This window comes from Marisediminicola antarctica (genome assembly GCF_009930795.1).
In the GTDB taxonomy this organism is placed as follows: domain Bacteria; phylum Actinomycetota; class Actinomycetes; order Actinomycetales; family Microbacteriaceae; genus Marisediminicola; species Marisediminicola antarctica.
In genome coordinates this window covers 1,799,038-1,820,914 of sequence record NZ_CP017146.1, presented here as the reverse complement: position 1 = coordinate 1,820,914, position 21,877 = coordinate 1,799,038, and the positions used below count along the sequence as shown (strand labels likewise).

At 68.8% G+C, this 21,877-nt stretch carries 21 protein-coding genes; 7 read left to right on the top strand and 14 right to left on the bottom strand.

Features of this window, described 5'->3' with window-relative positions:
• Positions 1 to 10: 10 nt before the first annotated feature.
• Positions 11 to 946 (bottom strand): LysR family transcriptional regulator, encoded by a 936-nt coding sequence (locus BHD05_RS08625; protein WP_161886071.1) that lies wholly within the window; start codon positions 944 to 946, stop codon positions 11 to 13.
• Positions 947 to 1,016: 70 nt separating this feature from the next.
• On the opposite strand from BHD05_RS08625, the gene BHD05_RS08620 reads away from it, so the two are divergent.
• The gene (locus BHD05_RS08620) at positions 1,017 to 2,039 is read left to right on the top strand and encodes a DMT family transporter (RefSeq protein WP_161886070.1); all 1,023 of its coding nucleotides are present in this window, start codon (positions 1,017 to 1,019) and stop codon (positions 2,037 to 2,039) included.
• On the opposite strand, the gene BHD05_RS08615 is transcribed toward BHD05_RS08620, so the two are convergent.
• The 7 genes from BHD05_RS08615 to BHD05_RS08585 all read right to left on the bottom strand — a co-directional run bounded on the left by BHD05_RS08615 (position 2,029) and on the right by BHD05_RS08585 (position 8,010).
• Positions 2,029 to 2,613 (bottom strand): GIY-YIG nuclease family protein, encoded by a 585-nt coding sequence (locus BHD05_RS08615; protein WP_161886069.1) that lies wholly within the window; start codon positions 2,611 to 2,613, stop codon positions 2,029 to 2,031. The genes BHD05_RS08620 and BHD05_RS08615 overlap by 11 nt on opposite strands.
• 405 nt (positions 2,614 to 3,018) lie before the next feature.
• Positions 3,019 to 4,089 (bottom strand): alpha/beta fold hydrolase, encoded by a 1,071-nt coding sequence (locus BHD05_RS08610; protein WP_161886068.1) that lies wholly within the window; start codon positions 4,087 to 4,089, stop codon positions 3,019 to 3,021.
• A complete protein-coding gene (locus BHD05_RS08605; RefSeq protein WP_202614173.1) occupies positions 4,086 to 4,751 on the bottom strand; it encodes a CoA transferase subunit B in 666 nt (221 codons plus the stop codon). The genes BHD05_RS08610 and BHD05_RS08605 overlap by 4 nt, the downstream gene beginning before the upstream one ends.
• 2 nt (positions 4,752 to 4,753) lie before the next feature.
• Positions 4,754 to 5,641, bottom strand: coding sequence for a CoA transferase subunit A (locus BHD05_RS08600; protein WP_161886067.1), 888 nt, complete (start codon positions 5,639 to 5,641; stop codon positions 4,754 to 4,756).
• On the bottom strand, positions 5,638 to 6,582 hold the full coding sequence (locus BHD05_RS08595; protein ID WP_236966482.1) for an alpha/beta fold hydrolase: 945 nt from the start codon (positions 6,580 to 6,582) through the stop codon (positions 5,638 to 5,640). Before BHD05_RS08595 ends, BHD05_RS08600 begins: the two co-directional genes overlap by 4 nt.
• Entirely contained in the window at positions 6,579 to 7,328 is a 750-nt protein-coding gene (locus tag BHD05_RS08590) for a 3-hydroxybutyrate dehydrogenase (protein WP_161886065.1), read from the bottom strand. Before BHD05_RS08590 ends, BHD05_RS08595 begins: the two co-directional genes overlap by 4 nt.
• A gap of 13 nt (positions 7,329 to 7,341) precedes the next feature.
• Positions 7,342 to 8,010: a TetR/AcrR family transcriptional regulator gene (locus BHD05_RS08585; protein WP_161886064.1), complete on the bottom strand. Its 669-nt coding sequence runs from the start codon at positions 8,008 to 8,010 to the stop codon at positions 7,342 to 7,344.
• Positions 8,011 to 8,150: 140 nt separating this feature from the next.
• On the opposite strand from BHD05_RS08585, the gene BHD05_RS08580 reads away from it, so the two are divergent.
• On the top strand, positions 8,151 to 9,332 hold the full coding sequence (locus tag BHD05_RS08580) for an acetyl-CoA C-acetyltransferase (RefSeq protein ID WP_161886063.1): 1,182 nt from the start codon (positions 8,151 to 8,153) through the stop codon (positions 9,330 to 9,332).
• A 34-nt stretch (positions 9,333 to 9,366) separates the two neighbouring features.
• On the opposite strand, the gene BHD05_RS08575 is transcribed toward BHD05_RS08580, so the two are convergent.
• Complete coding sequence (locus BHD05_RS08575; RefSeq protein WP_236966481.1) at positions 9,367 to 10,692, bottom strand: M50 family metallopeptidase; 1,326 nt, start codon at positions 10,690 to 10,692, stop codon at positions 9,367 to 9,369.
• Between the two features lie 101 nt (positions 10,693 to 10,793).
• Between BHD05_RS08575 and BHD05_RS08570 the strand changes: the two genes are divergently transcribed.
• Entirely contained in the window at positions 10,794 to 12,212 is a 1,419-nt protein-coding gene (locus BHD05_RS08570) for a serine/threonine-protein kinase (RefSeq protein ID WP_161886062.1), read from the top strand.
• Positions 12,209 to 12,763, top strand: a complete 555-nt coding sequence (locus BHD05_RS08565; RefSeq protein WP_161886061.1) for a mucin-associated surface protein — start codon at positions 12,209 to 12,211, stop codon at positions 12,761 to 12,763. The genes BHD05_RS08570 and BHD05_RS08565 overlap by 4 nt, the downstream gene beginning before the upstream one ends.
• 21 nt (positions 12,764 to 12,784) lie before the next feature.
• Here the strand turns inward: BHD05_RS08565 and BHD05_RS08560 are convergent, their stop codons facing one another.
• From BHD05_RS08560 to BHD05_RS08550, 3 genes are all read right to left on the bottom strand, one after another.
• On the bottom strand, positions 12,785 to 13,867 hold the full coding sequence (locus tag BHD05_RS08560) for a 1-deoxy-D-xylulose-5-phosphate reductoisomerase (protein WP_161886060.1): 1,083 nt from the start codon (positions 13,865 to 13,867) through the stop codon (positions 12,785 to 12,787).
• Between the two features lie 102 nt (positions 13,868 to 13,969).
• The gene (locus BHD05_RS08555) at positions 13,970 to 14,944 is read right to left on the bottom strand and encodes an FKBP-type peptidyl-prolyl cis-trans isomerase (RefSeq protein ID WP_236966480.1); all 975 of its coding nucleotides are present in this window, start codon (positions 14,942 to 14,944) and stop codon (positions 13,970 to 13,972) included.
• 98 nt (positions 14,945 to 15,042) lie between these two features.
• Positions 15,043 to 15,537, bottom strand: a complete 495-nt coding sequence (locus BHD05_RS08550) for an OsmC family protein (protein WP_161886058.1) — start codon at positions 15,535 to 15,537, stop codon at positions 15,043 to 15,045.
• 37 nt (positions 15,538 to 15,574) lie between these two features.
• On the opposite strand from BHD05_RS08550, the gene gabT reads away from it, so the two are divergent.
• The 3 genes from gabT to BHD05_RS08535 all read left to right on the top strand — a co-directional run bounded on the left by gabT (position 15,575) and on the right by BHD05_RS08535 (position 19,442).
• Positions 15,575 to 16,921, top strand: coding sequence for a 4-aminobutyrate--2-oxoglutarate transaminase (gene gabT, locus BHD05_RS08545; protein ID WP_161886057.1), 1,347 nt, complete (start codon positions 15,575 to 15,577; stop codon positions 16,919 to 16,921).
• Entirely contained in the window at positions 16,918 to 17,967 is a 1,050-nt protein-coding gene (locus BHD05_RS08540; RefSeq protein WP_161886056.1) for an asparaginase, read from the top strand. Before gabT ends, BHD05_RS08540 begins: the two co-directional genes overlap by 4 nt.
• 239 nt (positions 17,968 to 18,206) lie before the next feature.
• Positions 18,207 to 19,442: an IS110 family RNA-guided transposase gene (locus tag BHD05_RS08535; RefSeq protein ID WP_161887252.1), complete on the top strand. Its 1,236-nt coding sequence runs from the start codon at positions 18,207 to 18,209 to the stop codon at positions 19,440 to 19,442.
• A gap of 206 nt (positions 19,443 to 19,648) precedes the next feature.
• On the opposite strand, the gene BHD05_RS08530 is transcribed toward BHD05_RS08535, so the two are convergent.
• Both BHD05_RS08530 and BHD05_RS08525 read right to left on the bottom strand, forming a co-directional pair.
• A complete protein-coding gene (locus BHD05_RS08530) occupies positions 19,649 to 21,022 on the bottom strand; it encodes a transaminase (RefSeq protein WP_161886055.1) in 1,374 nt (457 codons plus the stop codon).
• The gene (locus BHD05_RS08525; protein ID WP_202614351.1) at positions 21,019 to 21,855 is read right to left on the bottom strand and encodes an ABC transporter permease; all 837 of its coding nucleotides are present in this window, start codon (positions 21,853 to 21,855) and stop codon (positions 21,019 to 21,021) included. Before BHD05_RS08525 ends, BHD05_RS08530 begins: the two co-directional genes overlap by 4 nt.
• Positions 21,856 to 21,877 lie beyond the last annotated feature (22 nt).

Below are 21,877 nucleotides of genomic sequence, written 5' to 3'. Positions count from 1 at the left end.
CGGCGCGCTGTCAGTAGCCGACCTGCCCTGTACCGGGAACGCGCTCGGATGCCGGCACGCTCAGAACGTCGCGGATGGCGGCGATGACGGCGATCGCCGATTCCTTCCGCAGCACCTCCGGCCGGGAGAGGATGTCGATCTGACGTCCGATCTCAATGCCCGCGAGCGGCGTGAGAACGACACCCGGGTGGGCGTCGGGGTTGCCCATGTAGCGCGGGAGCAGCGCAACGCCCTGCCCCGCCGCGACGAGGGAGACGACGATGGGGAACTCGTTGAGCCGGTGACGCACCCGCAGCGTGGCGCCGGCGGCGGCGCCGAGGGCGTGCAGGGCGGATGCGAGCGGAAAGGACTCCTGCACCGAGATCCACTCCTCGTTCACGAGGTCCGCCGGCTGCACCTCGGTAGCGCCGGCCAACCGGTGCCCGGACTGCATCGCCACATCGAGCGGCTCAAAAACGAGGGGTGTGACGGCGATGGAGGCGGGCCAGGGGTTACCCCACGGCAGCCGGTGGGCGATCACGAGATCGACGTCGGCGACGAGCCGGGCGAACGTGTCGACGGTGACGTCCGTGTCGCTGCAGATCACGCGTGGGCCGCTCTCGGCATCCATTCTCCCGAGCAGTTTCGGGAAAATCGCGAGCGCGGCACTGTGCAGGGCCGCGACGGTCACCTCGCCGCGGCCGTCGGAGAAATGGCGCTGCACCGACTGCTCGGCGTCGCTCATCGACGCCAGAACCTGCACGGCCGCCGCGGCCAGCGCCCGACCCGCTTCATTGAGCACGAGATTGCGGCCGCTCTTGACGACGAGCTGCTCGCCCATCTCGTCCTGCAGCCCTCTCAACTGCTGCGACACGGCGGAGGTCGTGACCGACAGCCTCGCGGCCACCGCGCTCAGACTGCCGAGTTCCGATAGCTCTCGGACGATCCGCAGTTGATACAAATCCATGAAGTAAATCTAAAGCATCGGTGCACAAGCCGGCGTTGTTGCTTAGGCATTGGTGCTGCAGGATTCAGTTGTGCCACCGCGTCTCCTCCTCCGCCTTCCCCGAGCCCAGCCCACCGACCTGATCCTGATCGCAGTTGCGTTCTTCTGGGGCAGCAGCTTTCTCGTCACGAAGATCGTGCTCGAGCGGGTGAGCATCGGTGCCACGCTCGGGCTGCGCTTCCTGATTGCGGCCACCGTGCTGGCCGTAATCGTCCTCCTCCGCCGGGAGCGGGTGTTCACGGTCGCAAACCTCGCGTCCGGGGCGGTCATCGCCGTGATCGTGGGTACCGTGATGGCACTGGAGACGGCCGGCGTCAGCGTCACGAGCGCCACGAATGCGGGCCTCATCATCAGCCTGGCGATCATCTTCACACCGCTGTTCGACTCCCTCTGGAACCGCAGCTGGCTGCCGGGCGGCTACTTCCTCTGCTCCGCAGCGGCGGTCGTCGGGGTGGGCCTGCTCATCACGCAGGGCGGCGCGTACCTGCCCCGCGCCGGAGACCTCGTCATCCTCGCGGCCGCCCTCGTGCGCGGCTTCGGCACCACGGTCATCGCGCGGCTCACCCGCTCGCAGTCGTCCAGCCCCCTGTCGCTCACGTTCGTACAGCTCGCGGTGATGGGATTTGTGTTCACCGCCGCAGACCTGTCGGGCGTGCGAGACGCCGTTGCGACGATCGGCTGGACGGACTGGGCCGCGCTGGCGTATCTGGCCGTCGCCTGCTCGGTCTTCGCCTTCCTCGCCCAGACCTGGGCGATCAAGAAGACGTCGGCATCGCGGGCGAGCCTCCTGCTCGGCTCGGAGCCGGTGTGGGCTGTGCTCGTGGGGGTCGCCATCGGCGGCGACGCCCTCGGGATGCTGGGCTTCGTCGGCGCGGCCGTGATCATCGTCGCGACCTACGTCGGGCAGGGCATCGAGGCTCGGCATCGGGGCCGTGCGGAAGTCCCGGCTGGCGGTGCGTCGGGCGGCCCCGCTGGTGGCCCGGCTGGCAGTGCGGCGGGCAATGCGGCGGGCGGTGCACCCGTCCCGGCAGGCAGTCCGCACATCACCGGCTGACGCTGCGACCGAGGGCCAGCCGCTGACTCAGCCACAGCGTGTGCTGCGACCAGGGGTCCTCGACCCCGTCTCTGAGAATTCGGATGTGCGCCACGAGAGCGTCGTGCACCTCGAACCACTCGGAACGGAGGATGCGATGGGCCGCGAACTGCGCGTGCCTCCGCTGTTCGAGCACGCGGTCGCCGCGCTCAAACGCGAGCAGTTCGTCGTAACGGAGCGCCGCCAGCCGCTGGCGCGGATTGCCCGAGGTACCGATCTTGATCCGATCCCGGAAGCGGAGGTAGTACACGACGTCGACCCGCGCCCCGATCCCGGATGATTCGTCGTCGAGGATCTCGCCGACCTTCCACTCGCAGATGGCACAGAGCCAGCCCGAGGGGTACTTGACGCCGAGCCGCGATCCGCAGGCCAGGCACGGCGAGGGAAGCGTGTCGGTCACGCCGACCTCGCGCGCCACCCAGTCGTGCGCGGCGAGCAGGTGCTGGGTGCAGAGGTTGAGCGGGGCGCCGGGCGCGACGGGTGCACTGCAGGCTCCCCCGGTCTCGGAGGCGATCGCGCAGGCGGTGCGGCTCATCCGTCCACGCTACGCCGGGCCACCGACAGTGCTGCAGTGCGCGGCCGGGACAGGTCGAGCGCGCCAGCGCCATCTCCATAGCGTCAGCGCGAGCGCCATCGCGTCAGCGCCAGCTCACGCGGGGGTGAACGACACGCGCGCGGGGCCGCCAACGCGCGAGCGACAGCCAGCGCGCGAGGCAGCCAGCGCGATCGCGCCAGCGCCAGCTCACGCGGGTGTTGTTCAACCGCGTGCATGCGATTACCGGCGCGGGAGTGAACAACACACGCGCGAGCGGCCGCCAGCGCGCGCGACACCGCCAGCGCGCGCGGGGCCGCCGGTGCCCGCGGGGCCGCCGGTGCCCGCGGGGCCGCCAGCGCGAGCGGTCACCGGCCAGCTCGCCGCCGCCGGCGCGCGAGCGGCCGCTCACTCCGTCAGCGTGGCCTCCCCCGCCAGAGCTGCGGCCAGCGCCTCGTCGAACTCCGCCGCGTGCTCGAGGTGCGGCGAGTGCCCGCAGTCCGGGAGCACCAGCTCGACATAAGAACCGCCGGCCGCCCGATACGCGTCAAGCACGGCGCGCGTCTGGGCGATCATCGGCTGCGCAGGCGCCACATCCTCGCCGGGCCAGCCCGGGATCACCCCCAGCTGCCCGAGGTAGTTGATGTCGAACAGCGAAGTGTCCGAGACGATGACGTCGTCGGCGCCACGCACCCACAGGATGGGCGGCTTGACCGGCAGGTCGACGATGCCCGCCACCTTGAAGTTCGTCGGCGCCATGGTGTTGAGCACTCCCCGGCCGCCCGCGGCGAAGCCCGGCCAGCTGTCGGATGCCACCGAGTCGCCGGGGTAGTTGCCGACCCCGGTCGAGGTCGTCAGCATCGACTCGACCCAGACGTCCTCGAAGTCGAGCCCCTCGTGGCTCTTCACGTAGGCGGAGCGATACACCCCGCGCGGGGAGGCCGCTTCATCGGACGTGTCGTGCCCCGCGAGCCGGGCGATGAAGTCGGGGTTTCCTCCCCCGCCGCCGGTGCCGGCGCCATCGGCCGACAGCATCCGCCCGTCCGAGCCGGCGGTGCCGCCGAACCCGAACGGCGAGACCGGTGCGATGAGGGTGAGCCCGTCGACGAGCCCCTCGCGCTCGAGCAGCAGCTGCAGCACCACGCCGCCGCCCATGCTCCAGCCGACGAAGTACGCGTTCGGCACGCCGAGCTCGGCCAGCACTGACGCGATGTCGTCGGCGAAGTCGCCGAGCCCGCGCGTCGCGTCGACATCGAGGGTCTCGCTGTCGCCGAAACCGCGCAGGTCGATCGCTAGCGCACGCACCGCCTCGGGCAGCGCGAGCATGCTGGGCTGCCAGAACAGCGAGGACGAGACGTTGCCGTGGATGAAGACGACGGTCGGGCCGCCGTCCTGTCCCCGGCGTTCGAGAACGGATGCCGTGAGCCTCGGCGTCGTCACGGAGCGGCGGGTGATCCCGTCGAACAGCGTCGCGGTCATGACACGACCAGCCTGTCGGTCGCGATGCCCGCCGGCACGGTCAGCGCCGGTTCTGTCGCGGCGGCCACCTCCTCGGCGGTGACACCCGGAGCGAGCTCGCGCAGCACGAGGCCGTCGTCGGTGACATCGATCACTGCGAGGTCGGTGATGATCCGGTCGACCACGCGCCGCCCCGTGAGTGGCAGGGAGCACTCGTTCACGATCTTGGGGCTCCCGTCCCGCGCGACGTGCTCCATCAGCACGATCACCCGGTCGGCCCCATGCACGAGGTCCATCGCACCGCCGGGCCCCTTCACCATCTTGCCGGGGATCATCCAGTTGGCGAGGTCCCCGCGGGCCGAGACCTGCATCGCGCCGAGGATCGCCGCGTCGATCTTGCCGCCGCGGATCATTCCGAAGCTCATCGCCGAATCGAAAAACGCCGAGCCCGGGAGCAGGGTCACGGTCTCCTTGCCGGCGTTGATGAGGTCCGGATCGACGTGTTGCTCGAGCGGGTACGCCCCGACGCCAAGGATGCCGTTCTCGGACTGCAGCACGACCGTTATTCCGCTCGGCACATAGTTCGGCACGAGCGTCGGCAGGCCGATTCCGAGGTTCACATACGAACCGTCGGTCAGCTCCATGGCCGCGCGTGCGGCCATCTGGGTGCGGGTCAGCGCCATGGTCAGGCTCCTTCGGTGTGCGAGGTGGCGGATGCGGGGGTGGCGAATTTAGCGGTGGCGGATGCCGGGGTGGTGAATGTAGCGGTGGCGGATGCGGGGGTGGTGGTGGTGTCCGATGCACCAGCGACCGTGACGGTGCGTTTCTCGATGCGCTTCTCGATGTCGCCGCCGACCTCGACCACCCGGTGCACGTAGATGCCCGGAAGGTGAACCTGGTCGGGGTCGATCTGGCCGGGCTCGACGAGCTCTTCGACCTGGGCGATGCAGATCCGGCCGGCCATCGCCGCGAGGGGCGAGAAGTTGCGGGCCGACTTGTTGAAGACGAGGTTGCCGTGCCGGTCGCCGCGCAGCGCGTGCACGAGCGCGAAGTCGGTCGAGATGGAATTCTCGAGCACGAACTCGAGCGCGCGCCCTCCCACGTCGAACTCGCGCACCTCCTTCGGCGGCGAGGACAGGGCGACCCCGCCGTTGCCGTCGTAGCGCAGCGGCAGCCCACCCTCCGCAACCTGGGTGCCGACGCCGGTCTGGGTGAAGAAGGCGGCGATGCCTGATCCCCCGGCGCGCAGCTTTTCGGCGAGTGTTCCCTGCGGCGTCAACTCGACCTCGAGCTCGCCGGAGAGGAACTGCCGCTCGAACTCCTTGTTCTCGCCCACGTACGACGATGTCATCTTGCGGATGCGGCGGGCAGCGAGCAACAGGCCGAGGCCCCAGTCGTCGACGCCGCAGTTGTTGCTCACGACCTCGAGGTCGCGCACGCCGAGGTCGAGAATGGCCGAGATAAGGGCCATCGGGTTGCCGCAGAGGCCGAAACCGCCGACAGCGATCGTGGCGCCGTCGAAGAGGTCGGCGACCGCGTCCGCCGCGCTCGCCGCTGTCTTGTCGATTGTCATAGCGCGCGCTCCCGTGTCGGCGTTGCTGTCGGCGTTCGTGTCGGCGTCGCCATGGCAATCACGGGGCGCACAATCGTGAGCACCTCACGCATGCCATGCTCGGCCATCACGATCGTATAGTGGTTGACCCCGCCGATCTCGTGGATTCGCAGCTGCGGCAACCGCTCCCCCCACTCGGCGACCGTCCGCTCGGCGTACAGCCCGGGCAGCTCGTCCGACAGGTTCCGCGGCGCCCTGATGAAGTGCAACGGAATACGGATTCCCGCGAGGTCGGCGGCGTAGCCCTCGTCGCCGGCGAGCTGAACGGCGTCCGCCGCGACCGCCTCGACCACGGCGGAGGGGGCCAGGTCCGGCGCCAGGCCCTGCAGGTCGTAGTCGACGTACTGCTCGATCGTCGGCGTCCAGTGCCCGGCGAAGGCCGGATGCCCGCGCCAGAAGTCGCGGTAGTCCTCCACAGTCGCAAAGCGCAGCGCGAGACGCCGCGCCGCCGATCCGATGAGCGCCTCCGGGAGGTCCTCCGGGGCGACCCCGGCGGGGGCGGGAATCGGGAGCCCTCCGTCGATGAGCACGACCCCGGCGGCCCGGGGCGGATGCCGCGCGGCGAGGGTCGCGGCGACGAAGCCACCCATCGAGTGGCCAAGCACGACGCACCGCTCGACGCCGAACGCGTCCATCACCGCGGTGGCGTCGTCGGCGTGGGAGGCCATGCCCCATGGCCCGGGCAGCGAGTTGCTGCGGCCGCGGCCGCGCAGGTCGGGGGCGATGATGCGCAGCTCGGGCGCGAGGGACCCCAGCAGGGCCCACGCCCGGTGCGAGGCGGTGATCCCGTGGATCGCGAGCACCGTCGGTGCGTCGTCCGGTCCCCACACCCCGACGGCGAGGTCGCCGCCGCGAACGGGAACGGTCGCGGTGCGGTAGCTCGTGCGTGGTGCAGTGCTCATCGTGCGCTCCATCCACCGTCCATCGTGTACGAGGCGCCCGTGACCATGCCGGCGGTCGCGCCGCTCAGCCACAGCACGAGGTCGGCCACCTCGGCCGGTTCGAGCAGCCGCTTGATGGCGCTCTCGGTGAGCATGACCTTCTCGATCACCTCGGACTCGGGGATGCCGTGGGCGATCGCCTGCTCCGCGATCTGCCGGTCGACGAGCGGCGTGCGCACGTAGCCCGGGTTGACGCAATTGCTCGTGACCCCGTGCGGGCCGCCCTCGAGCGCCGTGACCTTGGACAGCCCCTCCAGCCCGTGTTTCGCGGCCACGTAGGCGGACTTGAACTCGCTCGCGCGCAGCCCGTGCACGGAGCTGATGTTGATGATTCGCCCGTAGCCGCCCGAGTACATGTGAGGCAGGGCCGCACGCACGAGCAGGAAGGGCGACTCGAGCATGAGGCCGAGGATGAGGTGGAACTTGGCCGGGTCGAAGCTCTCGATCGGGCTCACGTGCTGGATGCCGGCGTTGTTGACGAGAATGTCGACGTCGAGGGTGAGGTCGGCGAGCGCCGCGGTGTCGGACAGGTCGACCTGCCAGGCCTCGCCGCCGATCTCAGCCGCGACGGTCGCCGCGGCATCGCCGTTGAGGTCGGCGACGACGACGTGCGCGCCTGCCGCGGCGAGGGCGCGAGCGACGGCCTCCCCAATGCCGCTCGCGGCTCCCGTCACGAGGGCCTTGCGGCCGGCGAGTGTCGTGGTCATTCGGGTGTCCTCGTCATTGCGGTGTCTCCTTCGTTTCGGAACCAGAGCCGGGCGGGCGCGAGCCCAGCCCGGCCTGGATGAATCGCATCATCTCGTCAAACACGGTGGGAGGCACGACTCCCGGGGCCCCGTCGAGCGGGCCGTCCTCCGTGCCTTCGGCCCTGTCTCCCCACAGCACCCAGCGCATGCCGACCATCTCGCCGATGCCCATGAGCATCCAGGCCGCGACGGTCGGGTCGGCGTCGATCTCTCCCGCCGCCTTGGCCTGCTCCAGCCCCTCGGTGTAGCCCTCGACGATGCGGGTGTAGTGCCTCCGCAGGGCTCGCGGCGACACGAACTCCGCCTCGCGGACGATGCGGTAGAGCGCGGGGTGCGCTGCCGTGAACTCGAAGAACCCCTGGAATCCGAGCCGCTCGGCCTCGATGCGCGTCGTGCCCTTCGAGGCGGCCTCGCTCATGCTGTGCCGAACCGTGCGGTTGAGGTCTTCGACGACCTCCTCGAAGACGGCGAGCTTGCCGTCGAAGTAGAGGTAGAAGGTGCCCTGTCCAACGCCCGCCTCCTCGGTGATGCGCACGATCGAGGCCTCTGTGTAGCCGACACGCGCGAAAACCGTCTCGGCCGCCTGCAGCAGCTTCGCCCGTGTGGCGATGCCGCGGGCGGTGCGTGGCTCCGTCGCGCTCATTCGGTGACTCTCCTGGGCGGGCAAATTTCGCTAACCTGACAGTTGATTCAGGTTTCAGCACGACTCTAGGGTTCCTCGCAAAAAGTGTCAACCGGCGGGGGTACTGTCGAAGGTGAACGCAACCGGCGAAGGAGCCACTCATGTCGAACGACGTCGTTATCCTCGGTGCCGCACGCACCCCGCAGGGCCGCATCAAGGGCCAGCTCTCGACCCTTCCCGCTGTCGACCTGGGTGCCATCGCGATCCGCGCGGCCGTCACGCAGTCAGGCATCGACCCCACCGCAGTGGACTTCGTGATCCTCGGCCAGGTGCTCCAGGCTGGCGCCGGGCAGAATCCGAGCAGGCAGGCCGCCATCAAGGCGGGCTTGGGCTGGAACGTGCCGACCACGACCATCAACCGCGTGTGCCTTTCCGGCCTCAGCGCCATCATCGACGCCGCGAGGCTCATCCGCACGGGCGAGGCGACGGTCGTCGTGGCCGGAGGGCAGGAGTCGATGTCGAACGCACCGCACCTGCTCGCGGGCTCCCGTGCGGGCTGGGCGTACGGAACGGTCTCCGCTCTCGACCACGCCGCCAACGACGGACTGACCGACGCATTCGACGCCGTGTCGATGGGCGAGTCGACGGAGCGGTACGTGAACGTGCTGGGCCTCACCCGCACCGAACAGGACGAGATCGCCGCGGGGTCGCACCAGCGGGCGGCCGAGGCCGCGCAGGCCGGACTCTTCGAAGCAGAGATCGCGCCCGTCGAGATCGTGGGTCGTAAGGGCGCCACCACTGTGCTGACCACCGATGAGGGCGTGCGGCCCGACAGCACGGTCGAGTCACTCTCCCGCCTCCGCCCCGCCTTCACAGCTGACGGCACGATCACCGCTGGCAACTCGTCGCCGCTGAGCGACGGCGCCTCCGCGCTCGTGCTCGCCAGCCGCGACTACGCCGAGGCCAACTCTCTTCCATGGCTCGCGATCGTCGAGCAGGCCGGCCAGGTTGCCGGCCCCGACAACTCGCTGCACTCGCAGCCCTCGCGCGCGATCAGCGCCGCACTGACGAAGGCGGGCTGGGCCGCATCGGACCTTGACTTCGTCGAGATCAACGAGGCCTTTGCCGCCGTCGCGCTGCAATCCTCGCGCGATCTCGGCCTGTCGGAGGAGATCGTAAACATCCACGGCGGGGCTATCGCGATCGGGCATCCGATCGGCTCCTCGGGGGCCCGGCTGGTGACGCACGCAGCCCACGAGCTCGCTCGCCGCGGCACCGGACGGGCAGCCGTTGCCCTCTGCGGCGGCGGCGGCCAGGGAGACGCCCTGCTGCTGCGCCGCTGACCGCTGCGCCACTGGCCGGGGCCGGCCGGCCAAGTCAGAAGATGTTGATCGGCTTCACGATGTCGGCGTAGATGAGCAGAAGACTCATCGCGCCGAGGACAACGACGACCCCCAGCGTGAGCGGCACGAGCTTGGCGGTGTCGACGGGGCCGGGGTCCTTGCGCCCGAACAGGCGGGCGAAGAACCGGCGGATGCCCTCGAACAGCGCTCCGGCGACGTGGCCGCCGTCGAGCGGCAGCAACGGCACGAGGTTGAACACCATGAGTGCGACATTCAATGACGCGAGGATCCCGATGAGCGCCGAGGCGCGCTCGAGAATCGGGATCGTGTCGATGCTTGCGATCTCCCCGGCGACGCGGCCGACCCCGACGACGCTGATGGGCCCGTTCGGGTCGCGTTCCTCGGGTCCGAAGGCCGCGTTCGCGACGTCGACGAGGCGTTGAGGGAGGTTGAGGATGAGGTTCCCGACGCGCAAGATGTTGTCCCCGACCGCCGGAAGGACGGCGCTCACGGGCTGCTGCACGACCTCGATCGCGGCGCCGATGCCGACGAAGCCGACCTCCTCGGTGACCGGGGTGCCGTCCGCGCCCTCGACGATCAGTCCCGCCTCGTCGACGACGTACCGCTCGGTGAGGCTGGGAACGGCGGTCAAGGCCACCTCGGAGCCATCGCGATCGACGACGATCTCAAGCTCCTGGTCGGGAGCGGCGCGGATGACCTCCGTCGCCTGCTCCCAGGTCTCGATGGGCGCACCGTCGATGCTCACGATGGTGTCGCCGGGGAGCACTCCGGCGGCAGCCCCGGGCGCCTCCGGGTCGCCCGCAACGCAGTCCTGACGCTCGCTCGTCGCGGGCAGAACACACTGGGAGACGCTGCCGATCGTCGTCGACTGCTGCGCGACCCCGAAACCCACGAGCACGATCGCGTAGAGGACGATCGCGATGACGAGGTTCATGAACGGCCCGCCGAGCATGATGATGATGCGCTTGAACACCGGCAGCCGATAGAACGTGCGGTGCTCATCACCCGCCGTCACGGTGTCGGCGCTGGCCGTCCGCGCATCCTGAACGAGGGTCTGGAAGAACCCGGTGCTCGCCGTGCGCGCGCCGGACCCCGCGGCAGGCGGGAACATCCCGGCCATTGAGATGTAGCCGCCCAGCGGGATCGCCTTGATGCCGAACTCGGTCTCCCCGCGCTTCCGCGAGAAGAGGGTGGGCCCGAATCCGATCATGAACTGGCTCACCCTGACGCCGAAGAGCTTCGCCGGCACAAAGTGCCCCAGCTCGTGGAGGGCGATCGAGAGGGCCAGACCGACGACCATGATCAAGATGCCCACACTGAAGAGAACGACGGTTTCCACGGCTCGATATTACGCTCGCTGCGCTCGGGGAGTGCTGAACGCGGGGGACAATGCGCCCCGCCGGGTCGAACGCGACGGCACCGCCGTTAAGATAGACGACCATGAGATCCTCTTCCGCCGGAAGCGCCTCCTCCGACGAGCAGGTGGGCAACACGCTCGCCGACCGCTACCTGATTGAGGAAGTGCTCGGCACAGGCGGAATGTCGACCGTGTACCGGGCGTCGGATGCCGCACTCGGCCGCACCGTCGCCCTCAAGGTGTTCCGCGCCGATCTCGCCGATGCGGACGACCTCCGTCGGCAGCAGTCCGAGATCCAGCTGCTCGCAAGTCTCAACCACTCGACGCTCGTCACGCTCTACGACGCCATCACCGACGAGGCCGACCGCGTCGCGCTCGTGCTCGAGTACATCGAGGGGCGCGACCTGCGCGATGAGCTCGCCGCAGGCGCCATCGACCAACGCACGACCGCGTTGATCGGCGCCGACATCGCCGATGCGCTCGCCTACGTGCACGCCCGAGGCATCGTGCACCGTGACCTCAAGCCTGGCAACCTGCTCATCCCCGTGCAGAGTGCCGACTCGACCGGGCCGCGGGCGAAGCTCACCGACTTCGGCATCGCGCGGATCATCGACGACACCCATCTGACCGCCGCCGGCTCGGTCATCGGCACCGTCGGCTATCTGAGCCCCGAGCAGGCGCTTGGCGCGCCGATTGGTCCCGCGAGCGATGTGTACTCGCTCGGTCTCGTGCTACTGGAGTGCCTCACCGGCATCCGCGCGTTCGGCGGCACCGGCGTCGAGGCGATCGCCGCGCGGATCTCCCGCGACCCGGAGATCCCCGCCAGTCTGAGCCAGGCCTGGATCGAGGCTCTGCGGTGGATGACGCGGCGGACCCCCGGCGAGCGTGCGACCGCGGCGGAAGCAAGCGAGATGCTGCGCGAGATCGCCCTCTCCCTTCCGAGCGGGGCTGGCGATGCGCCGAGCGGAGCTGGCGATGATGCGCCGACAATGCCGTTCACGCCCCGTGCCGCCGGCGATCCCACCGCGCAGTACTCACCGGAACCCGTCGATGCGACGAAGGAGTTCGCGGCGGTCGACTCCGATCCGACGGCCGCGCAGGCCACCGCGGAGGCACCGGCCGCCGCGGTCGAGGATGCCCCCTTCGCCGGGTCCAACGTCGCGACGGCGCAGTACGCGGCGCCCGCAGCATCCGCAGTTCCCGCAGAGACTGCCGCGCCTGCAGAGTCCCCAGCGCCCGCAAAGCCCTCAGCGCCCGCAGAGTCCGCAGAGTCCGACCACGGAGCGACCCGCACAACGCCGGCTTCGGGGCCGCGGCCGCACCGCCGACGACTGATCATGGTCACGGCGATCGCCGCGGTCGTCACCGTCGGCGCCGCGATCGGAGCGCTCGTCGTGCAGGGCCAGGCGAACGAACCCGCGCAAGCGACTATCGAATACCCGGCCGTCGACGGCGACCTCGGCAACCACCTCGAACAGCTCCAGGGAAGCGTGACCCCGTGATCAGAGCCGCGACCGCACGCACCGCCAGCGCACGCACCGCCACCGTGCTGGCTGCCACCATGCTGGCCGTCACGCTGCTCCTTGCCGGGTGCGCGTCACCGGCCGCCTACTCGGAGGAGACCGCGCAGGACCTCCAGGAGCGCGTGCTCGCCGTGACGGATGCCGCCGCGAGCGCCGACTATGCGGCCGCCCAGGTGCGGATCGATGAGCTCCGCGTCGCGGCGAACGACGCCCTCGCTCGCGGTGAGCTCAGCGAGGAGCGCCACGCCGCGATCGTGTCGGCGCTCGATCTCGTCGAGTCGGACATCGACGCGGCGCTGGCAGCAGAAGCCGCCGCCGCCGAAGCCGCCGCCCAGGCCGCCGAGGCCGAGGAGGCCGCACGCTTCGCCGAGGAGCAGCGCCTCGCCGACGAGGCCGCCGCCGCCGAGGACCAGCGCCTCGCTGACGAGGCCGCCGCCGCCGAGGAGGCCGCACGCCTCGCCGAAGAGAAGGCCAAGGAGCAGGAGAAACAAGACGGCGAGGGCAAGCCCGGCAAGAACGACAACGACTGACACGACGCCGGTCCGTGCCCCTCAGCCGATGGCGTGGATCCGGGCATCCGCCGCTTCGCGCGCCCAGCGCTCGGCCTCAAGCACACCAGGCAGGGTGACCTCTCCCCCGTCGTGCGCGTCGACGACCGCGCTCACCACGTCGAGGATGTCGAGGTAGCCGATCCGCCCCTCATGAAAGGCCAGGACGGCCTGCTCGTTGGAGGCGTTGAACACTGCCGGCCAGGTGGCGCCGGCCCGCCCGACGCTCTTGGCAAGCTCGACAGCGGGGAAGGCCTCCGCGTCGAGCGGCTCGAAGGTCCAGGTGCTGGCCGTCGTCCAATCGAGCGGTGCCCCGACGCCAGGCACCCGGTGCGGCCAGTCGAGGCCGAGCGAGATCGGCAGCCGCATGTTCGGCGGCGACGCCTGCGCGATGGTGGACCCGTCCACGAACTCCACCATCGAGTGCACGATCGACTGCGGGTGCACTGTGACGTCGATCGCCTCGTATGGCACGTCGAACAGCAGGTGGGCCTCAATGACCTCGAGCCCCTTGTTGACCAGCGTCGCGGAGTTCGTCGTGATGACCAATCCCATGTCCCAGGTCGGATGCGCGAGGGCCTCGCGTGGGGTGACGGCGGCGAGCGACTCGCGCGGGCGCCCCCGGAACGGCCCACCGGATGCGGTGAGCACGAGCCGGCGCACCTCGCTGGGCTCGCCGGACCTGAGCGCCTGGGCGATCGCGGAATGCTCAGAGTCCACTGGGACAAGCTGGCCGGGCCGTACGAGCCGTGTGACCAGGTCGCCGCCGACGATGAGGCTCTCCTTGTTGGCGAGAGCGAGCGTCGCGGTGGTCTCCAGCACGGCGAGGGTGGGGCCGAGCCCGACAGAGCCGGTTATCCCGTTGAGCACGACGTCGGCCGACACCGTGCGCACGAGCTGTTCCGCCTCGGCGGAACCGAGCGCGATGTGCTCCACGCCGAACTCGGCCGCCTGCTGGGTCGCCAGTGCCCGATTGCGGCCGGCACCGAGGCCGACGACCTCGAACCGGTCGGGGTTGGCCCGGATCACATCGAGAGCTTGCACTCCGATCGAGCCGGTGGAACCGAGGATGATGACGCGACGCATGGCCCCATCCTGCCACCGCAACAGGGGCCGCAACGCGGAGAGCCCCAGCCGCGATGATCACGGTCGGGGTTCTCCTGGTGCTGGTGCTACCGGGTTCTGGTGCTACTGGGTGGCGAGAATGTCGACGACGAAGACGAGCGTGTCGGTTGCGCCGATCGGCGAGCCCTCCGGCGGCGCGTCGCCGTAACCCTCAGCGGGCGGGATGACCGCGATGACCTGGGATCCGACCTTCTGGCCGACGAGTGCCTTCGAGAACCCGGGAATCACTCCGCCGGTCGGGAAGGTGGCCGGCTCGCCGCGCTCCCAGCTCGAGTCGAAGATGTCGCCGGTCGCCCAAACCATGCCGGTGTAGTGCACGGTCACGTTGGCACCCTCGGCGACCTCTTCGCCATCACCCGTGATGAGGTTGGCAATCTTGAGCTCGGTGGGGGCTTCGGCATCCGGAATCGTGATCGTGGGCGCGCCGTCCTCGGCGAGTTCCACCGTCGGGAAGCCGTCCTCGGCCGGCTGCTCCTCGCCCTCGGCGCGCGGCAGCGCCTCGACGGGCTCCGAGATGTCGACGACGTCGATCACGAAGACCATCGAGTCCTCGGCGGCGACACCCAGGTCGGCCTGTCCAGCCTCCTGGAAGGCGTCCGCGGGCGGGATCACGGCGACGACACGGTCGCCGGTGACCGAGCACTGGAGCGCCTTGAGCAGGCCCGGAAGAAGCTGAGCCTCGTCGAGGGTGAACTGCTGCTGGCCGGCTTCGTCATACGTGGTCGTCTCGATCTCGTCGCCCGAGGTCGCGTTGTAGGCGGAGAAATCGACGGTGACGATGCTGCCCTCGACAGCCACGACGTCGCCGTCGCCCTCGTCGACAACAGTGCGCTCCGTCGTCTCCGCGTTCAGCGGCGAGTCGAATTCGACTTTCGGCGCGGAGCCGACGTCGCCGGAGACATTGACCTTCTCGGAACTCTCGCCCGACTCGGTGGCCGCGCAGTTAGGGGCGTCGGCCTCGTTCGTTCCCGTGCTGCACCCGACGAGAGAGAAGACGACGGTGGCTATCGTCAGCGACGTGAGAAGTTTCTTCGACAAAAGTCTGCTTTCTGGTGGGGGGAGGGGGGCGGGCGCCAGTGTGTCGCACCGATCTCGGCGAAGGCGAAGCGGCCCAGCTATAGAGGGTACCCGACGGATCAGGCAGAAGGGGTGACGATGGTCGTCACCGCGTGATGCACAGGGAATCCCATGGATGCCGCAATGAAGCATTTGCGTTCGGCCTCCCCGTGAAGGGCCGCAGCCAGCTCGACAATCGCCTCGTCGTCGCCGGGTGGGGCCGAGACGGTCACGACGGGGTGCAGCACGACCAGCGTGAAATGCCCGCCGCCGCCGGGGGTCTGCACCATCGTGCCGACCGGCGAATCCGTATAATCCGTCACGACAACGCCGTGGCTCGCCGCGACATGCAGATAGCTGAGCATGTGGCACTGGGCCAGGGCGGCGACGAGAAGTTCCTCCGGATTCCAGCGGTCTCGGTCGCCGTGGAACACGCGATCCGCCGAGCCGCTGATGTCGTGCTTGCCGTCCGCCTCGATCACGTGCTGTCGACTATAGGAGCGGTAGTCGCTCGTACCGGATCCGCGGTTGCCCTGCCACTGGATCCGCACGCTGTAGTGGTGCTCTGAATTCATTGGTTCCCTTATCTATGGCGGCTAAACTCAGTCCACCATGACTGACATCCTCTCCGCTCGCGCCGACGCGCCGGTTTCCCAGCAGCGCCGCATCCTCACCGCCATTCCCGGCCCGAAATCTACCGAGCTGCAGAAGCGCAGGCTCGCCTCTGTGCCGTCCGGTGTCGGGTCGGCACTTCCCGTATATGTGGAGCGTGCACACGGCGCGATCGTCGTGGATGTCGACGGCAACCAGTTCATCGACCTCGGCTCGGGCATCGGGGTCATGACGATCGGTCACACCAATGCCGCGGTTGTCGCGGCGGCGACGGCGCAGCTGGCCGAATTCACCCACGCGATGTTCACGATTACCCCCTACGAGAACTATGTGCGCGTGGCCGAGCTTCTCGCCGAGCACACCCCCGGCGCGCACGCCAAGAAGACGATGCTGATCAACTCCGGCGCCGAGGCCGTCGAGAACGCCGTCAAGATCGCCCGCAAACACACCGGCCGGAACGGCGTCGCCGTGCTCGACCACGCCTACCACGGCCGCACGAACCTCACCATGGCGATGACGTTCAAGGCGATGCCGTACAAGTCCGGCTTCGGCCCATTCGCCTCCGACGTGCACCACGCGCCGAACTCCTACCCGTTCCGCGATGGGCTGAGCGGGCCGGATGCCGCAGCGCGCACGATCTCCTATCTCGAGAAGAAGGTAGGCGCATCCGACCTCGCCTGCCTCGTCGTCGAGCCGATCCAAGGCGAGGGCGGCTTCGTTGTCCCCGCTGACGGGTACCTTCCCGCCCTGCAGGAGTGGTGCAATGCGAACGGCATCGTCTTTATCGCCGACGAGATCCAGAGCGGCATGGCCCGCACCGGGGCCTGGTTCGCGAGCGAGCATTTCGGCATCGTGCCGGATATGCTGCTCAGCGCCAAGGGCATCGCGGGAGGACTGCCGATCGCCGGTGTGACCGGACGTGCGGAGATCATGGACTCCCCGCATGCGGGCGGGCTCGGCGGCACGTTCGGCGGCAACCCCGTTGCCGCCGCCGCCGCAGTGGCCGTGTTCGACGAGATCGAGTCCCGCGGGCTGCTCGCTGAGGGCGCCCGCATTGAGGGCATCCTGAAGCCGGGACTGCTCGAGTTGAAGAGCCGCTACGACGTCATCGGCGACGTGCGCGGAATCGGTGCGATGCTCGCGATCGAGCTCGTGCGGCCGGGCACCCTCGACCCGAACCCCGCCGCCGTCTCGGCGATCGCCACGTTCGCGGCCCAGCATGGGGTGATCATCCTCACCGCAGGCACGCTCGGCAACGTTCTTCGCTTCCTGCCGAGCCTCGCGATCAGCGACGAGCTGCTTCGGGAGGCCCTCGAGGTGCTCGGCGACGCGTTCGCGTCACTGTGACGTCCTTTCCACCACTGCTGACTCGGCGCCCCCTCGACCTCGACGGTTCCGTCGAGCTCGCGGTGCTCGAACGCGCAGGCCTGATCGAATCCAGACACATCGGGGCCGCGGTCGTCGTCGCGCCCGACGGCTCGGTGCTGCGGGAGCTCGGCGACTCGTCTGCCGAGATCTACGCCCGGTCGTCGCTCAAGCTCCTGCAGGCGGTCGCCGTGCTGCGATCGGGGGCCACCCTCGACGGCGAGCGGGCTGTGCTGGCGACCGCGAGCCATGCCGGCACCGACGGGCACGTCCGTGTCGTCAGCGAGATACTGGCCCTCGCAGGACTGACCGAGGACGACCTCCGCTGCCCGGCCGACTGGCCGCTCGATCGCGAGGCGGCCTACTCCGCTCGCCGGCGCGGCGACGGCAAGCGCCGCATCACGATGAACTGTTCGGGCAAGCACGCCTCGTTCCTGCTCGCCTGCGTGGTCAACGACTGGCCGACGGCCAGCTACCTCGACCCGTCGCATCCACTGCAGCAGCTCGTCCGGACGACGATCGAGGAGCTCACCGGCGAGGGCGTCGGCACGGTCGGCATCGACGGCTGCGGCGCTCCCGTGTTCGGCACGAGCCTGCGTGGCCTCGCGAGCGCCGTCGGGCGCATCTCCGGTGCGGCCCGAGCCGGTGGCGACCCGCTCGCGGCGCGGCTCGCGGCGGCGATCCTGGTCGACGGTTGGGCGATCGACGGCCCCGGCCGGGCCACTACCGTCGTGATCGAGCGTCTCGGACTCGTCGCAAAGAACGGCGCGGAGGGGGTCATGGTGCTCGGCGCACCAGATGGCACCGCCGTCGCCGTCAAGGCGCTCGACGGCAGCAACCGGGCGACGACCCTCGTCGCGCTGGAACTTCTCGTCTCAGTCGGCGCTCTGGATCGCGCACTCGCGGATGCCGTGATCGCCGACACCACCGAGCGCGTACTCGGCGGCGGCGTGGCGGTCGGCGAGCTGCGAGCATCGCTTTCATTATTCAGCGTCTCAGGGGCGTTGCCCCTCCGTGGTGGTTGCTGAATTTCGGGTTGGGTCGCGTTGCGGGTCTGGCGCGGCGTCGTGCTCGGACGGATGATGGAGGTGCTCGCCACGGGGATGCCGGTTTTTCCTTGATGCTGAGAGCTTGTTATTCAGCGTGGCAGGAGGGGTTTTCTTACGAGAACTGTGGATTGTTGCTCCGAGCACGTGTGTCAGATTTCTGATTTTTCCTAACCTCTTCCGTGGTGGGCCCGTCAATATATGGGATGAGGAGGAAAATGATGGACGTGGTCCATGAGCGTGCTGCGGGGATGGATATCTCCAAGCGGGACGTGAAGGTCTGTGTTCGAGTGCCTGGGAAACGGCCCGGGACGTTCGAGCAGAAAGTTACTACCTGGGGTGCAACAACGTCGCAGGTGCTGGAGTTGCGGGAGCATCTCCTCGCGAACCGGGTGACAACGGTTGTGATGGAGGCGACCGGTGATTATTGGAAGCCGTTCTACTATCTGTTGGAATCGGTGCTGCCGGTGACGCTTGTCAACGCGCGGGATGTGCGTAATTTCCCGGGCCGGAAAACGGATGTCTCGGACGCGGGCTGGCTGGCCCAACTGGCCGCTCACGGACTGGTGCGGGCCTCGTTCGTGCCACCGGAACCGATCCGGGAGTTGCGGGATCTGACCCGGACCCGGGCCACGATCGTGCAGGAGCGCAGCCGGCATATCCAGCGGATCGAGAAGATCCTCGAGGACGCCGGGATCAAGCTGTCCTCGGTGGTGTCCCAGCTGAACGGGGTCTCGGCGCGCAGCATCCTCGATGCCCTGGTCGCCGGGGAACGCGACCCCGTGAAACTTGCCGCTCTGGCCAAGGGCCGGCTGCGGGCGAAGATCCCGGAACTGGTCGAAGCCCTCACCGGACGGTTTAGGGACCACCACGCGTTCATGGTGAACCTGCACCTCACCCAACTCGATCACAGTGCGACCCTGATCGATGAGATCACCGCCCGAATCGAGGTGGTGATGGAACCCTTTCGGGTCTTTCGAGAGACCCTCACCACCATTCCGGGGGTCTCTGTTCGTGTTGCGGACGTGATCATCGCCGAGACCGGCGGGAACATGCATATTTTCCCCAGCCCCGGACATCTTGCGTCCTGGGCCGGGGTCTGTCCGGGATCGAACGAGTCCGCGGGACGAGTGAAATCGACCAAAACGCGCCCCGGTAATGCGCACCTGAAGGCCGCCCTCGGGATCTCCGCCCTGGTCATCACCCGACAGAAGAACACGCACCTCGCCGTGAAATACCGACGGATCGCCGCTCGGCGCGGCAGCATCAAGGCGATCGTCGCCCTCGAGCACAGCATCCTTGTCGCCGTCTGGAAGATGGGCACCACCGGGGAAGCCTTCACCGAACTCGGACCGAACTACTACTCCAACCGCCACCCCGACCGAACAAAATCCAACGCCATCAACCAGCTCCGCACCCTCGGATACCAGGTGACCCTCACCCCCACCGCAGCCTAAAAACCGGTATTCACGTGTCAGGAGTGGGAAGTGATGACGGCCTGCAATCGCGCGCTCCCTCATGCGATCGGGCTCATTTACCGGGCCTGAGTACCCGAATCCGGCCGATTTGCCGGCTCGGGGCACTGAATCCCGGCTGTGCGGTGGCCGCGTCGCGGGCGCCAGCCCCACCTCCACCGTCAACCTCCTGAATAATGCAAACAGAGCTAGGCGTAGAGGCTCTCGACGGCCTCGCGAAACGCGACGGTGTGCCGCTCGACATCGGCCGCCGACGTCACCGGGCTCATCAGCGCCATATTGTGAAACGGCGTGATGAGGATCCCGCGGTTGAGGGCGTGCAGGTGCAGGTACTGTTGCAGCTCGAAGTCGTCCGCGTGGGCGGCCTCACTGCCTGTCGTCGGTGCTGTGGCGCGGAAGCTGTATTCGGCGCGTGCGCCGAGCTGGGTGACCTGCCAGGGCACCTCGAACTCGTCGAGAGCCGCCTGCACGCCCGCCGTCCACTGGGTACAGCGCTCGATCATTCCGGCGAACGCGTCTGCGGTGAGCACCTCGCCGAGGGTGGCGCGGATCGCCGCGAGCGACACGGCATTGCCAGCGAGGGTGCCGCCGACTCCCCCAACGTCGATGTCCTCCAGGTCAAGGCTCGCCCGCACCGCGGCGGCGAACTCGGTCGTCATCCCGTAGGCGCCGGCCGGGATGCCCCCGCCGATGCTCTTGCCGATGACGACGGCATCCGGCTCGAGGGCATCCGCGCGGATCATGCCGCCGGGCCCGGCGCTGAACGTGTGCGTCTCATCGATGATGAGGACGACCCCGAACCGGGTGCACAGCTCGCGCACCGCGGCGTGGTACCCGGGATCGGGCAGCACGATGCCGATGTTCGTGAGCGCCGGCTCGATGAGGAATGCGGCGATGTCGCCCGCGGCGAAGGCTTCTTCGAGGGCGGGGATGTCGTTGAACGGCACGACGGCCGTGGTCTCATCGAGCGGGACCGGAGGTCCGATGTTGCCGCGCCGGGAGACGACGGCGCCGTTCTCGTCGAGGGTCGCGTAAGCCTCGTCCACCGTGCCGTGGTAGCAGTAGTCGTGCACGGCGATCCGGCGGCGCCCGGTGACCTGGCGGGTGTATCGGATGAGGCTGCGGTTGGCGTCGGTCGCGGAGAGCGCGAACTGCCAGCTCGGCACGCCGAACCGTTCGGCGAGCATCGATGCTGCGGCGGCGGCATCCGCGGTCGGAAGCATGAGGGTCGAGCCGCGGCTCAGCTGGTGGGTGATCGCCGCGACGGATGCCGGGGGCGCGTGGCCGCACATCGCGCCGGTGTCGCCGAGGCAGAGGTCGACATGGTCGATCCCGTCGACGCAGCGGAAGTGCGCTCCCTGCGCGACGTCGACGTAGACAGGCCAGGGCCCCGGCCACTTCGCCATCCAGAGCATCGGGACGCCGTCGGCCATGTGCTCCTTCGCCTGGCGGAACAGCAGATCGGATTGCGGCCGTGCGGCGCGGAACCGCTGCACCTCCACCTCCCAGAGTTCGGCAAGGCGCCGGCGGTGCGGGTAGGGAGCGTTCGGCTCCGCCGTCACGATTTCGCTGCCATGCGGCGCGCGCGCAGCGTCGACGTCACCTGCGTGGTGATGACGAGCGTGATGGCGAACACGAAGACGGCCGAGGCTATGACGTTCGCCTCCGCGGGGATGCCTCGGGATGCGGCGACGTAGACGAACTTCGGGAAGGTCGTCGCGGCTCCCGAGTTGAAGTTCGTGATGATGAAGTCGTCGAAACTCAGAGCGAACGAGAGGAGCGCTGCGGCGACGATACCCGGCAGGAGCAGTGGGAAGGTGATGCGCCAGAAGACCTGCGCCGGTGAGCCGTACAGGTCGCGGCCGGCCTCCTCGAGCGCCGGGTCGATGCTCGACACCCTCGCCTTGACCGTGACGACGACGAAGCTGATGCAGAACATCGTGTGCGCGATGATGATCGTGCCGAGGCCCTTCTGCACCCCCGCGCCGAGGAACTGCGCCGCGAGGCCGGCGCCGAGCACGACCTCCGGGGTCGCCATGGGGAGGAACAGCAGCAGGCTGATGCCCGACCGGAACCGGAACCGGTAGCGCACGAGTGCGATCGCGATCATCGTGCCGAGCGTCGTCGCCACAACTGTCGCGACGAACGCGATGAGGATGCTGTTGCCGAACGCCTCACAGACGTCCTGCGCGTTGCAGACGCCGGTCCAGTTGTCGAGGGTAAAGCCACGCCACGAGATGTTCGACTTGACCGAGTCGTTGAACGAGAACACGAAGGTGTAGGCGATCGGGATGAGCAGGAACAGCAGCGCGAGCGTGGTGTAGAGCGGTAGCAGCCACTTGCCCAGAGCGAAGCTGGGCCGTTGCCTCGGCTTTCGGGGCTGCGGCGTGGTCACCGCCTCGGCCAGCACCGCACCT